General features: G+C 68.4%; 13 protein-coding genes. 9 read left to right on the top strand and 4 right to left on the bottom strand.

Annotated features, from left to right (window positions below; genetic code table 11):
* Positions 1 to 47: 47 nt before the first annotated feature.
* Positions 48 to 893 carry a TauD/TfdA dioxygenase family protein gene (locus G3M62_RS09320; protein WP_165186454.1) on the bottom strand — a complete coding sequence of 282 codons (846 nt, stop codon included), beginning with the start codon at positions 891 to 893 and terminating at the stop codon, positions 48 to 50.
* A gap of 272 nt (positions 894 to 1,165) precedes the next feature.
* On the opposite strand from G3M62_RS09320, the gene G3M62_RS09315 reads away from it, so the two are divergent.
* The 9 genes from G3M62_RS09315 (at position 1,166) to G3M62_RS09275 (ending at position 10,754) form a co-directional block, all read left to right on the top strand.
* Positions 1,166 to 2,503 (top strand): LLM class flavin-dependent oxidoreductase, encoded by a 1,338-nt coding sequence (locus G3M62_RS09315; protein ID WP_165186452.1) that lies wholly within the window; start codon positions 1,166 to 1,168, stop codon positions 2,501 to 2,503.
* 188 nt (positions 2,504 to 2,691) lie between these two features.
* Positions 2,692 to 3,162: a CopG family ribbon-helix-helix protein gene (locus G3M62_RS09310; RefSeq protein ID WP_165186450.1), complete on the top strand. Its 471-nt coding sequence runs from the start codon at positions 2,692 to 2,694 to the stop codon at positions 3,160 to 3,162.
* Complete coding sequence (locus G3M62_RS09305; RefSeq protein ID WP_165186448.1) at positions 3,162 to 3,986, top strand: urea amidolyase associated protein UAAP1; 825 nt, start codon at positions 3,162 to 3,164, stop codon at positions 3,984 to 3,986. The genes G3M62_RS09310 and G3M62_RS09305 overlap by 1 nt, the downstream gene beginning before the upstream one ends.
* A 5-nt stretch (positions 3,987 to 3,991) precedes the next feature.
* Positions 3,992 to 4,618 (top strand): urea amidolyase associated protein UAAP2, encoded by a 627-nt coding sequence (locus G3M62_RS09300; protein ID WP_165186446.1) that lies wholly within the window; start codon positions 3,992 to 3,994, stop codon positions 4,616 to 4,618.
* An 8-nt stretch (positions 4,619 to 4,626) separates the two neighbouring features.
* On the top strand, positions 4,627 to 8,262 hold the full coding sequence (uca, locus tag G3M62_RS09295) for an urea carboxylase (RefSeq protein ID WP_165186445.1): 3,636 nt from the start codon (positions 4,627 to 4,629) through the stop codon (positions 8,260 to 8,262).
* Positions 8,259 to 10,046 (top strand): allophanate hydrolase, encoded by a 1,788-nt coding sequence (atzF, locus tag G3M62_RS09290; RefSeq protein WP_165186443.1) that lies wholly within the window; start codon positions 8,259 to 8,261, stop codon positions 10,044 to 10,046. The genes uca and atzF overlap by 4 nt, the downstream gene beginning before the upstream one ends.
* Positions 10,047 to 10,184: 138 nt before the next feature.
* Positions 10,185 to 10,376 (top strand): hypothetical protein, encoded by a 192-nt coding sequence (locus G3M62_RS09285; protein WP_165186441.1) that lies wholly within the window; start codon positions 10,185 to 10,187, stop codon positions 10,374 to 10,376.
* Complete coding sequence (locus tag G3M62_RS09280) at positions 10,373 to 10,561, top strand: coiled-coil domain-containing protein (RefSeq protein ID WP_165186439.1); 189 nt, start codon at positions 10,373 to 10,375, stop codon at positions 10,559 to 10,561. The genes G3M62_RS09285 and G3M62_RS09280 overlap by 4 nt, the downstream gene beginning before the upstream one ends.
* 1 nt (position 10,562) lies before the next feature.
* Positions 10,563 to 10,754 carry a hypothetical protein gene (locus G3M62_RS09275; protein WP_165186437.1) on the top strand — a complete coding sequence of 64 codons (192 nt, stop codon included), beginning with the start codon at positions 10,563 to 10,565 and terminating at the stop codon, positions 10,752 to 10,754.
* An 8-nt stretch (positions 10,755 to 10,762) separates the two neighbouring features.
* Here G3M62_RS09275 and G3M62_RS09270 read toward each other — a convergent pair whose 3' ends face one another.
* The 3 genes from G3M62_RS09270 to G3M62_RS09260 all read right to left on the bottom strand — a co-directional run bounded on the left by G3M62_RS09270 (position 10,763) and on the right by G3M62_RS09260 (position 13,619).
* Positions 10,763 to 11,524 (bottom strand): ABC transporter ATP-binding protein, encoded by a 762-nt coding sequence (locus tag G3M62_RS09270; RefSeq protein WP_165186435.1) that lies wholly within the window; start codon positions 11,522 to 11,524, stop codon positions 10,763 to 10,765.
* A 1-nt stretch (position 11,525) separates the two neighbouring features.
* Positions 11,526 to 12,344 carry an ABC transporter permease gene (locus tag G3M62_RS09265; protein WP_165186433.1) on the bottom strand — a complete coding sequence of 273 codons (819 nt, stop codon included), beginning with the start codon at positions 12,342 to 12,344 and terminating at the stop codon, positions 11,526 to 11,528.
* A gap of 162 nt (positions 12,345 to 12,506) precedes the next feature.
* Positions 12,507 to 13,619 (bottom strand): putative urea ABC transporter substrate-binding protein, encoded by a 1,113-nt coding sequence (locus G3M62_RS09260; RefSeq protein ID WP_165186432.1) that lies wholly within the window; start codon positions 13,617 to 13,619, stop codon positions 12,507 to 12,509.
* Positions 13,620 to 13,672: the final 53 nt, after the last annotated feature.

The raw sequence follows: 13,672 nt of genomic DNA, 5'->3' as shown, positions 1-13,672 counted from the left end.
GGTCGTGAAGGTGGAAAGGCGCGCCGCCCCCGCGGCGCGCCGTGTCGTCAGGCCTTGCGCCGCTCGCGGTAAGGGATGTCGTCGGAGCCGATCAGCACCCGCTCCATCACCCGCGGGAAGTCGCCATAGTCGCGCACGGCGTAATGCAGGCCCGCGCGGTTGTCCCACAGGGCCACCGAGTTGGGCCGCCAGCGGAAGCGAGCGTGGTATTCCGGCTTCTTGACCTCGTCATAGAGCCGCGCCAGCAGCGCCCTGCTCTCCTCCGGCGACCGGTCGACGAACCGGGGCTTGAGGCTGAAATTGATCCAGAAGATGTCCTCGCCGGTCTCCGGATGGGTGCGGATCGCCGGATGCGCCACCAGCGGATAGCGCTCGCCCGACTTCTCCAGGGCGCTCTGATAGTCATGAATGACGTAGAGGTCCTCGACCGCCGCCTTCAGGTCGTCGGGCAGGCCGCGATAGATCGCGCCGCCGTCGGCCCAGATGGTGTCGCCGCCCACCTCGGGGATGTGCACCGCCTTCAGCACCGCGCCGAACGACGGATTGATCCGCCAGCTGGTGTCGGTATGCCAGTGGTTCTCGCGGATGTCGTATTCCTTCAGCGCCTGGGCCGAGATCGGCTGCACCGCGCGATGGGTCTCCACCCCGCCAACCGGATGGGCGTAGACCTCGCCGAAGTTGGCGGCGAAGGCCAACTGCTGATCGCGCGTGATGTCCTGATCGCGGAAGAACAGGACCTTGCGCTCCAGCAGCAGCGCCTTGAGCGCGTCGCGTTGGGATCGGTCCAGCGGTTGTCGCAAGTCCAGTCCTTCGACCTCCGAGCCGATGGTGGGATTCAGCGGCGTCGTCTTCAGTCCCGTCGTCTCGCGAATGCCGGTGATGGTGGCGCTCATGGGCCTCTCCTCGCCTGGTGGGTCGACACGCGGCGATCTACGCCGCGACGATCGGCAACATGAGCAATCCCGACAAGCGGCGCGAAGCAGTATTCCTCCAACCCATCTCAGAGAATTATATATCTTGAATTCAAATACCGCGCTTCACGACCCGTGATATTCAACGCATCGAAACATCGTCGCGAACTCATAAGACCTATTGATCAAACTCCATTGTTACACCTCACACCCGATGACAGTCATGCCGCCGAAACATCCTATCGGAGGCCGTCATGGCGAAGCGCAGGCAGTTGAAGCTCGGCCATATGATCGAAGGCGCGGGTCGGACCTGGACCGACTGGCGTCACCCGGACGCCCAACCCGGCGCCAGCACCGACTTCAAGTACTATCGCCGCTCAGCCGAGCTGGCCGAGCAAGGCAAGTTCGACTTCCTGTTCATCGCCGACAGCCTGTCGATCAACGAGAAGTCCAGCCCGCACTATCTGAACCGCTTCGAGCCGATCACCATCCTGTCGGCCCTGGCGGCGGTGACCGAGCACATCGGCCTGGTGGCCACGCTCAGCGTGACTTATTCCGAACCCTTCAACGTCGCCCGTCAGTTCGCCTCGCTGGACCACATCAGCGGCGGCCGCGCCGGCTGGAACGTGGTGACCTCGTGGCTGGAAGGCTCGGCCGAGAACTTCGGCAAGGGCGAACACCTGGCGCACGACACCCGCTATCGCCTGGCGGCGGAATATCTCGATGTCGTCCAGGGCCTCTGGGACAGCTGGGAAGACGACGCCCTGGTCCACGACAAGGCCAGCGGCGTGTTCTTCGATCCCGACAAGCTGAACGCCCTGGGCCACAAGGGCGAATTCCTGTCGGTGAAGGGGCCGCTCAACATCGCCCGCTCGCGCCAGGGCCAGCCGGTGATCTTCCAGGCCGGGGCCTCGGAGGACGGCCGCAACCTGGCGGCCAAGCGCGCCGACGCGATCTTCGTCGGCCATGGCGGCATCGAGGAGGCCCAGGCCTACTACGCCGACGTCAAGGCCCGCGCCGCCGGCTTCGGCCGCGATCCGGACGACCTGTTCATCCTGCCCGCCGCCGCGCCGATCATCGGCTCGACCGAAGCCGAGGCCGAAGCCCGCTGGCAGGAGCGCGCCGAGCTGGTGTCGATCGAGTCGGCCCTGGCCATGCTGGGACGCGGCTTCAACGACCACGACTTCACCGGCTATGACCTCGACGCCCGGTTCCCCGACGTGTTCAGCCGCGGGATCAACAGCTCGCAGTCGGCGACCCTGAAGATCGCCAAGGCCGTCGAGGAAGAGAACCTGACCCTGCGCCAAGTGGCCCTGCGCTTCGCCACCCCGCGCGGCGACCTGGTCGGCACGCCCGAGCAGATCGCCGACAAGTTCGAACTGTGGCTGGACAGCCGCGCCTCCGACGGCTTCGTCATCGGCCAATCCCTGCCCGGCCAGTTCCAGTTGCTGGTCGAAGAGGTCGTGCCGCTGCTGCAGAAGCGAGGCATCTTCCGCCAGGACTACGAAGGCGAAACCTTCCGCCGGAGCCTGGGCCTGGACGTGCCGGCCAACCGCTTCACCACCCAGAAGGCACACCGCGCCGTCGCCTGAACCCGACTGTAGAGTCTGACCTCGGCGCGCCGACCGGAGACGGTCGACGCGCCGAAGTTCGTTTACCCCATGCCTTCACGCCGCCTGCGTAACGATCGGTCGCCGAGCGCCCAAAACCGAGGCGCCGCGCATCGACCCGCCTCGTCGACAGTATTACACATTGCATCCTTCGTAATATTTGCGATCGGATGCCCTCCATGGACACGTCCTCCTCAACCCTCGCCCGTCTCAGCATCAGCCTCCCGGCCGAACTGATGGCGCAGCTGGATGTCATGGTCGCCGAACGCGGCCTGCCCAGCCGCTCGCAGATGATCGCCGAGCTGATCCGCCACGAACTGGCCGAGCACAGCGCCGAACGGCCTGAAGCCGTCCTCGCCGGCACCATCACCCTGATCTATCGCGCCGAAAGCGGCCGGGTCCGCCACGCCCTGGCCCAGACCCAGCTCAGCTATGTGAAAGAGGTGATCTCGGCCCAGAACGTCTTCCTGGAAGACGACCAGGCCATGGAGGTGCTCCTGGTCCAGGGCCCGTTCGAGCGCCTGCAGCAGCTGTGCGACGACCTGCGCAAGGTGCGCGGCGTGCAGCAGATCAAGCTGGTGACCACCACCGCCCTGCTGCCGCCGCTGCACGCCCATGGCGAAAACGACGGAGCTGCGTGATGAGCGACACCGCCAACCCCTACGCCGCCCAGGCTCACGCCCGCGCCCAGGCCGGAACTCGCGCTCAGGCCATGCCGACCGTGCCGGCCACCGACGCCGTCGACCTGCCGCAAGGCGTCGCCCCCGCCGACGTGGTCTGGGACGAGACCCTCGCACCGGGCGGCTACGCCAGTCGCCAGATCGCCCGCGGAACCCGCCTGCGTCTGACGGATCTCGCCGGCGACGCCAGCCCTTCCCTGCTGCTGTTCAACGCCGAACGCCCGGTCGAGCGGTTGAACATCGCCGACACCCTGAAGGTCCAGTGGAACGGCTATCTGGGCCAGGGCCGCCTGCTGCTGTCCGACATGGGCCGCGTGCTGGCCAGCCTGGTCGAGGACACCGCCGGAACCCACGACGCCTTCTGCGGCGCGTCCAACCAGGCCAGCAACGCCCGCAAGTACGGCGACGGCTTCAACCACGGCGCCCACCCCAACGCCCGCGACCGCTTCTCGCTGGGCGTGGCCAAGTTCGGCCTGGGCCGCAAGGACATCCATCCCTGCCTGAACCTCTTCAAGGAGGTGCGCGTGGCCCAGGGCGGCGAGACGGTGATCGATGTCGGCCCCTACCCGCCCGGCCGGTTCGTCACGCTGCGCGCCGAGATGGACCTGATCGTGGTGCTGGCCAACTGCCCGCACGTGCTGGACCCGCGCGCGGAATATGCCGTCACGCCACTGCGGGCCACAGCCTGGCGCGGGCCGGTCACACCCGAAGCCGACCCGATCCGCAACGCGACGCCGGAAGGCCTGCGCGCCTTCCTGAACGTCGAAGACTATTACCGCCGGTGAGCGCCATGACCGTTTCCGCCCCGCCCCTCGGAACCGTCGTCCATGACGAGGTCGTGCCCGCCCGCGCCCCCTGGATGCACACGGTCAGGGCCGGCCAGACCCTGCGGATCGTCGACCTGGAAGGCAATCAGGCCGTCGACTTCCTGGCCTACAGCGCCGCCGACGACGCCGAACGCTACAGCGCTCAGGACACCATCGCCGCCCAGGGCAACGTCTTCCTGCGCGAGGGCTCGGTGCTGCTGTCCAACGAGGGCGCGCCGATGATGACGGTGACGGCGACCGCCGTGGCCTATCACGACACCATTGGCGGGGCCTGCTCCTGCGAGAGCAACACCCTGCGCTACGGCCACCACACCAAGGCCCAGCACGCCTGCGTCGAGAACTTCCTGGTCGCCAACGCCCAACAAGGGCGTGGCAAGCGCGACATGGTCAGCAACGTCAACTGGTTCATGAACGTGCCGGTCGAAGCCGACGGAGCCCTGGGCATCGTCGACGGCATCTCGGCCCCCGGCCTCTATGTCGACCTGCGGGCCGAGATGGACGTGGTGGTGGTGGTCTCCAACTGCCCGCAGATCAACAACCCCTGCAACGGCTTCAACCCGACGCCCGTGCGCATGATCGTCGCCGAGTAGGTTCCCGCATGTTTGACAAGGTCCTGATCGCCAACCGCGGCGCCATCGCCTGCCGGATCATCCGCACGCTCAAGGCCATGGGCGTGAAGTCGGTGGCGGTATTCAGCGACGCCGACGCCGGCTCGCTGCACGTCAGCCTGGCCGACGAGGCGGTTCGGATCGGACCGGCCCCGGCGGCCGACAGCTATCTGCGCGGCGATCTGATCCTGGCGGCGGCCAAGGCGACCGGCGCCCAGGCCATTCATCCGGGCTACGGTTTCCTCAGCGAAAACGCGGGCTTCGCCGAAGCTTGTGACGCGGCGGGGATCGCCTTCGTCGGCCCGACCGCCGACAACATCCGCGCCTTCGGCCTCAAGCACACCGCCCGCGATCTTGCCCAGGCTCACGGCGTGCCGCTGGCGCCCGGCACCGACCTGCTGGTCGATCCGGCGGCCGCGCTGGAGGCCGCGCAGCGCATCGGCTTCCCAGTGATCCTGAAGGCCACGGCCGGCGGCGGCGGCATCGGCATGCGGGTCTGCGAGACGGCCGAGGCGGTCAGCGAGGCCTTCGCCGCCGTCCAGCGCCTGGCGACCGGCAATTTCAGCGACGGCGGCGTTTTCCTCGAGCGCTATGTGCGCAAGGCCCGCCACGTCGAGGTCCAGGTGTTCGGCGACGGCGCCGGCAAGGTCGTGGCCCTGGGCGAACGCGACTGCTCGCTCCAGCGGCGCAACCAGAAGGTCGTCGAGGAAACCCCCGCCCCCGGCCTGCCCGCCGCCACCCGCGCGGCCCTGCTGGACGCCGCCGTCCGCCTGGCCTCGGCGGCTGAGTACCGCTCGGCCGGCACGGTGGAGTTCCTCTACGACGCCGAGCGCGACGACTTCTTCTTCCTGGAGGTCAACACCCGTCTGCAGGTCGAGCACGGCGTCACCGAGCAGGTGACGGGCGTGGACCTGGTGGAATGGATGGTGCGCGGCGCGGCCGGCGACTTCGCCTTCCTCGACGTGGCGCCGCCCGAGCCGAAAGGCGCGTCGATCCAGGTGCGGCTCTATGCCGAGGACCCGGCCCAGGACTACCGCCCCAGCTCCGGCGTGCTCACCCAGGTTTCGTTCCCTGCCGGCGTCCGCGCCGATGGCTGGGTAGTGGACGGGACCGAGGTCAGCGCCTTCTACGACCCGCTGCTGGCCAAGCTGATCGTCACGGCTGAAGACCGCCCCGCCGCCGTCGCGGCCTTGCAGTCAGCGCTGGACGATACGCGCCTGGCTGGGATCGAGACCAATCTCGACTGGCTACGCACCGTCGTCCGCTCCGAGGCCTTCGTCACCGGCGAGGTCTCGACCCGGGCGCTGGAGGGCGTCGCTTGGAACCCCGACACCATCCAGGTGCTCAGCGGCGGCCCAGCGACCACGGTGCAGGACTGGCCCGGCCGCCAGGGCTATTGGGACGTCGGCGTGCCCCCGTCCGGCCCGATGGACGCCTTCGCCTTCCGGCTGGGCAACCGCCTGCTGGGCAATGACGAGGACGCGGCGGGGCTGGAGATCACCGCCCTCGGCCCGACCCTCAAGTTCAACCGCCCCGCCGTCGTCTGCCTGACCGGCGCGGCCTTCGACGCCAAGCTCGACGGCGTCCCGGTCGAGGCCTACGCCCCGATCGCGGTCGGCGCCGGCCAGACGCTGAAGATCGGCCGCGTCATCGGCGCGGGCCTTCGCGGCTATCTGCTGTTCCAGGGCGGGCTGGACGTGCCGGTCTATCTGGGCAGCCGCTCGACCTTCACCCTGGGCGGCTTCGGCGGCCATGCCGGACGTAACCTGACGGCCGGCGACGTGCTGAGACTGGCCACGCATGGGGACACACGCATACGCGTGTCCCCGCCGCTGCCCCTCGATCTCCGCCCCGCCACCACCAAAACCTGGACCATCCGCGTCCTGCCCGGCCCGCACGGCGCCCCTGATTTCTTCACCCCGGCCGATGTGGCGATGATCAGCGGCACAGACTGGAAGGCGCACTACAACTCCAACCGCACCGGGGTGCGGCTGGTCGGGCCCAAGCCAGAATGGGCGCGGCGCGACGGCGGCGAGGCCGGGCTGCACCCCTCCAACATCCACGACAACGCCTACGCCATCGGGGCCGTCGACTTCACCGGCGACATGCCGATCATCCTGGGACCGGACGGACCTTCGCTGGGCGGGTTCGTGTGTCCGTTCGTGATCATCCAGGCCGACCTGTGGAAGGCCGGACAGCTGGCGCCGGGCGACACGGTGCGGTTCGAGGTCGTCGACGACGCGGCGGCCGCCCTGGCCCTCGGCGAGCAGGAAGCCCTGCTCGCGACGCTGCGCGCCCCATCCGCCCCGCGCGCCGCCGCGCCGACGACCGAAGCGCTCGACGGCCCGGTCCTGGCCGAACTCCCCGCCGACGGCCACCGCCCGCACGTCACCTATCGCCGTCAGGGCGACCAGCACCTGCTCGTCGAATACGGCCCCATCGTGCTGGACCTGGAGCTGCGGCTGCGCATCCACGCCCTATACTTGGACCTGCAGGGCCTGGCCCTGCCGGGCGTCATCGACCTGACCCCCGGCATTCGCTCGCTGCAGGTGCACTATGACAGCCGCCGCCTGACCCAGGCCGACCTGCTGGCCGCCCTGACCACGGCCGAGGAACGGCTGGGCGGACTGGACGACTTCGAGATTCCGTCGCGGGTGGTCCACCTGCCGCTGAGCTGGAAGGATCCCGCGATCTACCAGACCATCGACAAGTACATGCAGGCCGTGCGCGACGACGCGCCCTGGTGCCCGGACAACATCGAATTCATCCGCCGGGTCAACGGCTTGGCCAGCATCGATGAGGTGCAGAAGATCGTCTTCGACGCCCGCTATCTGGTGATGGGCCTGGGCGACGTCTATCTGGGCGCGCCGGTCGCCACCCCGGTCGATCCGCGTCACCGCCTGGTGACCACCAAGTACAATCCCGCCCGCACCTGGACCCCGCCCAACGTGGTCGGCATCGGCGGCGCCTATATGTGCATCTACGGCATGGAGGGTCCGGGCGGCTATCAGCTGTTCGGGCGCACCATCCAGGTGTGGAACACCTGGCGCCAGACCGACGCCTTCGTCGACGGCAAGCCCTGGCTGCTGCGGTTCTTCGACCAGATCCGCTTCTTCCCGGTCAGCGCCGAGGAGTTGGTCGAGTGGCGGCGCGACTTCCCGCTGGGCCGCCGTCAGATCCGCATCGAGGACGAGACCTTCCGCCTCTCCGACTACCGCAAGATGCTGGCCGACAACGCTGAAAGCATTGAGGCTTTCCAGGCCACGCGCCAGGCCGCCTTCGACACCGAGCGGGCCGACTGGGAGGCCAAGGGCGAGTTCGCCCGGGTCGAGGCCCTGTCCAGCGTGACCGACGACGACGGCGACGCGGTGGCCATCACCGTTCCCGACGGCAGCGATCTGGTCGAAGCCCCGCTGGGCGGCAATGTCTGGAAGGTGCTGGTCGAGCCCGGCCAGCGGGTCGAGGCCGGCGCGGTGATCGCCGTGATCGAGGCCATGAAGGCCGAGTGCGACGTCAACAGCCCGACGGCCGGGATTGTCACGGCCGTCTACGCCCAGCCGGCCCAGGCCATCGCCGCCGGCGCGCCGATCGTGGCCATCGCGCCTGATCTGGAGGCCGCCGCATGAGCGACTTTGAACGCCTTTCGGTCACGACCATCGCCGAGGCCGTGAACGGCGGCGCCAGCGCCGTCGAGGTCGCCCAGGCGGCGCTCGACGCGGTCGCCGCCTATGACCTGATCCAGCCCCAGGCGTGGATTCTGCGCCTGCCCGCCGAGGCCGTGCTGGCTCAGGCTCGCGCCGTTGACGCCCGGATCGCGGCCGGTGAGACCCTGCCCCTGGCCGGCGCGCCGTTCGCGGTGAAGGACAATATCGACATCGCCGGCTGGCCCACCAGCGCCGCCTGCCCCGCCTTCGCCTACACGCCGGAGCGCTCGGCCACCGTGGTCGAGCGGCTAGTCGAGGCTGGGGCGGTGCTGATCGGCAAGACCAACCTCGACCAGTTCGCCACCGGTCTGGTCGGAGTCCGCAGTCCTTATGGCGCGCCCCTGTGCGTGTTCGACCACGCCTATGTCAGCGGCGGCTCCAGTTCCGGATCGGCCGTGGCCGTCGCGGCGGGGCTGGTGGCGTTCTCGCTGGGCACCGACACCGCCGGTTCGGGCCGGGTGCCCGCCGCGTTCAACCACCTGATCGGCCTGAAGCCGTCCAAGGGACGATGGAGCACGCGCGGCCTGGTCCCCGCCTGCCGGTCGCTGGACTGCATCAGCGTGTTCGCCGCCGACCTGGCCGGCGCGGCGCGGGTCGACGAGGTGCTGACGGCGTTCGACGCTGAAGACGACTATTCGCGTCGCGCGCCGGCCTCGCCGCCCGCCGCCCCTGAAAGCGCCTTCACCTTCGGCGTCCCCAAGCCCGACCAGCGCCTGTTCATGGGCGACGAGCAATCGGCCGCCCTCTACGCCGCCGCCATCGACCGCCTGACCACCGCCGGCGGAGCGCCCGTCGAGATCGACATCGCCCCGCTGCTGGACTGCGCCAAGCTGCTCTACAGCGGCCCCTGGGTGGCCGAACGCACGGCCGCCGTCGAGCATCTGCTGCGCGACACGCCTGGCGTCATCCACCCCACGGTGCGCAACATCGTCCAGGGGGGCCTCGCCGTCACCGCCGTCGAGACCTTCAAGGGCCTCTACGCCCTTGAAGCCTACAAGCGGTCCGCCGAGGCGATCTGGGACGCGGTGGACGTGATGCTGCTGCCCACGGCCCCGACCATCTATCGCCTGAAGGAAATGCTGGCCGAGCCGATCGCGCTCAACGCCAACTTCGGCCTCTACACCAACTTCGTGAACCTGCTCGACATGAGCGCCGTGGCCGTTCCCGCCGGCTTCCGTGAAAACGGCACCGGCTTCGGCGTCACCCTGATCGGACCGGCCTTCGCCGACCGCGCGCTGCTGGCCCTGGCCGAGCGCTACCTGGAGACCTTCCCCATGGCCGACACGCCGCCCCTCGACCTGACCCCGCGCAAGCCGGGCGTGAAACTGGCCGTGGTGGGCGCTCACCTGGCCGGCATGCCGCTGCACTGGCAGCTGACCTCGCGCGAGGCCCGGCTTGTCAGCGCGACCAGGACCGCCCCGGCCTACAAGCTCTACGCCATGGCCGAGACCACCCCGCCCAAGCCCGCCCTGATCCACGTGGGAGACGGCGGAAGCTCGATCCTGGTCGAGGTCTACGAGCTGGACTTCGAGGCCTTCGGCAGCTTCACCGCCGAGGTCCCCGCTCCTCTGGCCATCGGCACGGTGACCCTGGAGGACGGAACCTCGGTCAAGGGTTTCGTCGCCGAACCACGCGCCCTGAACGGCGCGACCGATATCACCGCGCTGGGCGGCTGGCGCGCCTATATCGCCTCGCTGGCCGGGTAGACGAATGCCAGGGCCGCGCCCCTGACAAAGCGCGGCCTTCGTTCCTACATAGGGATGGCCACAGAGCCGCCGTGGAGAGCGAACCGTCGTCGGCGGTCGAACCGCTCCTGCTTGGCGACGCTTGAGATCGTTCCGTCCATGACCTGGCTCTTCGAGCTTTCGATCGCCTGCGTGATCGTCGCGTCGACCCTGCTGCCGCTGGGCGCGCTGATGGCTTCGGCGCTCAGCGCGCGACACCCCACGCGCCGCTGGACGCCCGCCGGCGCGCGTCTCGTTCCGATCCTCCTGCCCCTCGAATCTGACCCACAACGCGGAACCCCGCGCTCATGACCGCCGAGACTGACGAGCTGGAACGGCTGCGCCGCGAAAACACCTATCTGAAGCAACGCTGCGCCCAGCTCGATCGCGACGTCATCGACCTGAACAGCCAGGTCACGCGCCTGGCCGAACAACTCGACAGAACCCACGCACGCCGGGCCGCGGCGACGCCCGACCCGCTGTCCGGCGGTCAGTGACGTGCAGCTGTCCGCGCAAGAACGGCTGGCCCTGCAAAACCTGGCGGGCAAGAAAAAGGGCGAGAACGTCGACTACATCAATATCGCCGACGCCCGGTCGCTCACGGAAAAGGGCCTGGCCATCCGCAGCCAGCAGGGCTGGACGATCACGGCCGCCGGCGAAGCCGAGTTGAACACGGCCGCCAACGAGTAGCGCGACTCCTACTTGCCCAACCCCGCCAGCGCCTCCGGTCCCACCGCCCCCGGCTTGTCCAGCGGGAAATCGTAGACCGCCGTCGAGCCATAGCGATGCGGGGCCTGCGGATCGCGGCGGCGCTTGTCGAAGGCCAGGACGCGGGTGCCCAGCTTGAAGGCTTCCTTGATGTCGTGGGTGACCATCATGATGGTCAGGCCATGCTCGCGCCAAAGACCGGTGATCAGCTCGTGCATGTCCAGGCGCACGCCGGGATCCAACGCGCCGAACGGCTCGTCCAAGAGCAGGATGCGCGGCTTCTTGATCAGGGCCTGGGCGATCGCCAGACGCTGCTGCATGCCGCCCGACATCTGGGCCGGATAGACGTCGCCGCTGTCGCCTAGCCCGACGGCGGCCAGCATGGCGTCGGCCTGCGCTTCCGCCGCGCGGCGCTTCGCGCCCGACAGCCGGGCGCGGAACATCGAGCCTTCGCAGTCCAGGCCGAACACCACGTTGTCGCGGGCGCTGAGGTGCGGGAACACCGAATACTTCTGGAACACCACGCCTCGGTCGGGCCCCGGCTCGGCGCGCAGCTTCTTGCCGTCCAGGTCGATCGCGCCCTTGCTCGGCGCCTCCTGGCCCAGCACCAGGCGCAGGAAGGTGCTCTTGCCCGCGCCGGACGGCCCGACGATCGAGACGAAGCTGCCCTGCTGGATCGACAGGTCGACGTTCTCGAGCACGACCTTGTCGCCGTACTCCACCCAGACGTTGCGGAAGGTCAGCAGGTCCATCTCAGCGCCCCCGCACGGAATGGGCCCAAGGATAGGCGCGGCGGCTGATCGTGCGCAGCGCCCAGTCCATCAGCACGGCCAGGATCGAGATCCAGACGACGTAGGGCAGGATGATGTCCATGGAGAGATAGCGGCGGACCAGGAAGATCCGGTAGCCCAGGCCAACGTCCGCGGCGATGGCCTCGGCCGAGATCAGATAGACCCAGGCCGGGCACAGCGACAGGCGCAGGCTATCGATCAGCCGGGGCATGGCCTGCGGCAGCGCCACGCGCAGGGCCAACTGCCAGGTGCTGGCGCCCAAGGTCTGGGCCTTGACCAACTGCTCCTCGGGGATGGCGGCGACCTGGGCGGCCAGGTCGCGGACCATGACCGGCGTGATGCCGATGACGATCAGGGCGATCTTGGCGGTCTCGCCCAGGCCGAAGACGATGAACAGGATCGGCAGCACCGCGATCGGCGGCACCACCGCGACGGCCGCCACCAGCGGCCCGAACTTGGCCCTCAGCAGGGGCAGCAAGCCCAGGCTCAGGCCCAGGACCAGCGAGACGCCGGTCGAGATCACCAGGGCCACACCGATCCGCTTGAGGCTGGCCGCGGTGTCGACCACCAGCGGCGCGTCGCCGGTCAGGGGATCGACCTTGGCCATCATCTGCACCGCCTCGACCATGGCGGTCGGGGTCGGCAGAAGCTTGTCGCGCGGGTTCTCGGCGTGGCGGGCCTGAGAGGCCATCAGATAGACCAGCGCCACCGCCAGCAGCGGCACGAGGCCCAGCAGGACATTGAGACCGCCCCGGGGTCTGACGTTCAACAAGCGGCGCATGAAGCGGGTCTGGGTCCTCTCGACGTCTAAATTCTGGAGCCGAAAACCTCGTCCTTCGACAAGCTCAGGATGAGGTTTTCGAATGCCGGCGCCTGCAATGGTCCTCATCCTGAGCTTGTCGAAGGACGAGGACCACGCAAGGCACTTGCAGATCGATAAGTCCTACAGCTTGCCGTCGACCGCCTGCTGCACATAGGTCGGATCGAAGCGCAGCTTCACATTGGCCGGATCGCCCAGCGTCTTGCCATTGGGGAAGCTGATGCCGATGTCGTCCACCGACTTCGCGCCCTGGCCGAACAGGCCCATGCTGAAGCTGAACTTGCGCACCCGGTCGTTGGCGGTGACCAGGTCCGGACTGACCGTCGCGGCGAGCGCCGCCTTGGGGTCGGCGTAGAGGTAGGTGGTCTTCAGCTGACTCTCGAAGCTGGCCAGGTCCGAACCCGACAGCTTGGCCATCGCCTCGCGGGCGGCCTTGCCTTCGGGGGTCTGGGCCACGGTCAGGGCCGTGACCTCGTACCAGATGCCGACCAGGGCCTTGCCCAGGTTGGGATTGGCCTTCAGCTCGTCGGTGCTGACCATCAGGCCGTCCAGGATCTCGCCGGGGATCTTGGAGCTGTCGAACACCTCGGTCGCGCCGGGCATCTTCTTCACTTCTGACAGCTGCGGGTTCCAGGTCACCAGGGCCTTGGTGTCGGCGGCGCTGTAGGCGGCCACGATGTCGGCGTCTGAGGTGTTGACCGTCTTGACGTCGGCCATCTTCAGGCCGGCCGTCTCCAGGGCGCGGGCCAGCAGATAGTGCGAGACCGACAGCTCGACCAGATTGACCGGACGGTCCTTGATCTGGGCCAGGGTCGTCCCGTTCTTTAGGATCACCCCGTCATTGCCGTTGGAATAGTCGCCGATCATGACGACGGTGGTGTCCTTGCCCGCAGCGGCGGGCACGGTCAGGGCGTCCATGTTGGTGGCGGTGACGCCGTCCAGCTTGCCGGCCGAGTACTGGTTCAGGGATTCGACGTAATCGTTGATCTGCACCAGCTCGATCTGCACGCCGTACTTGTCGGCCCACTTCTTCACGATGCCCGACTGCTGGGCGTAAGCCCACGGCATCCAGCCGGCATAGATGGTCCAGCCGATCTTGTAGCTGGTCTTGGCAGCGGCGGGCGCGGCCGGGGCCGTCGCGGGCTTGTCGGCGGGCTTGGGTCCGCACGAGGCCAGGACCAGGCAGGACGCGGCCATGGCCGCCAGAAAACGCTTGCGGGTGAACAAGGCACTCATGAACGGGCTCCCTCGATAATTCGCTGAAACCCAGGTTCTGCATATTACGAGTT

Origin of the sequence: Caulobacter soli (genome assembly GCF_011045195.1) — a bacterium.
Taxonomy (GTDB): Bacteria; Pseudomonadota; Alphaproteobacteria; order Caulobacterales; family Caulobacteraceae; genus Caulobacter; species Caulobacter soli.
Note: the sequence above shows the minus strand (reverse complement) of the source record. Positions and strands in the feature narration are given on the sequence as shown.

Bases quoted from the DNA above. Each gene is read 5' to 3' on its own strand.
- G3M62_RS09320 (WP_165186454.1), bottom strand. From the start codon at position 893: ATGAGCGCCACCATCACCGGCATTCGCGAGACGACGGGACTGAAGACG.
- G3M62_RS09315 (WP_165186452.1), top strand. From the start codon at position 1,166: ATGGCGAAGCGCAGGCAGTTGAAGCTCGGCCATATGATCGAAGGCGCG.
- G3M62_RS09310 (WP_165186450.1), top strand. From the start codon at position 2,692: ATGCCCTCCATGGACACGTCCTCCTCAACCCTCGCCCGTCTCAGCATC.
- G3M62_RS09305 (WP_165186448.1), top strand. From the start codon at position 3,162: ATGAGCGACACCGCCAACCCCTACGCCGCCCAGGCTCACGCCCGCGCC.
- G3M62_RS09300 (WP_165186446.1), top strand. From the start codon at position 3,992: ATGACCGTTTCCGCCCCGCCCCTCGGAACCGTCGTCCATGACGAGGTC.
- uca (WP_165186445.1), top strand. From the start codon at position 4,627: ATGTTTGACAAGGTCCTGATCGCCAACCGCGGCGCCATCGCCTGCCGG.
- atzF (WP_165186443.1), top strand. From the start codon at position 8,259: ATGAGCGACTTTGAACGCCTTTCGGTCACGACCATCGCCGAGGCCGTG.
- G3M62_RS09285 (WP_165186441.1), top strand. From the start codon at position 10,185: ATGACCTGGCTCTTCGAGCTTTCGATCGCCTGCGTGATCGTCGCGTCG.
- G3M62_RS09280 (WP_165186439.1), top strand. From the start codon at position 10,373: ATGACCGCCGAGACTGACGAGCTGGAACGGCTGCGCCGCGAAAACACC.
- G3M62_RS09270 (WP_165186435.1), bottom strand. From the start codon at position 11,524: ATGGACCTGCTGACCTTCCGCAACGTCTGGGTGGAGTACGGCGACAAG.
- G3M62_RS09265 (WP_165186433.1), bottom strand. From the start codon at position 12,344: ATGCGCCGCTTGTTGAACGTCAGACCCCGGGGCGGTCTCAATGTCCTG.
- G3M62_RS09260 (WP_165186432.1), bottom strand. From the start codon at position 13,619: ATGAGTGCCTTGTTCACCCGCAAGCGTTTTCTGGCGGCCATGGCCGCG.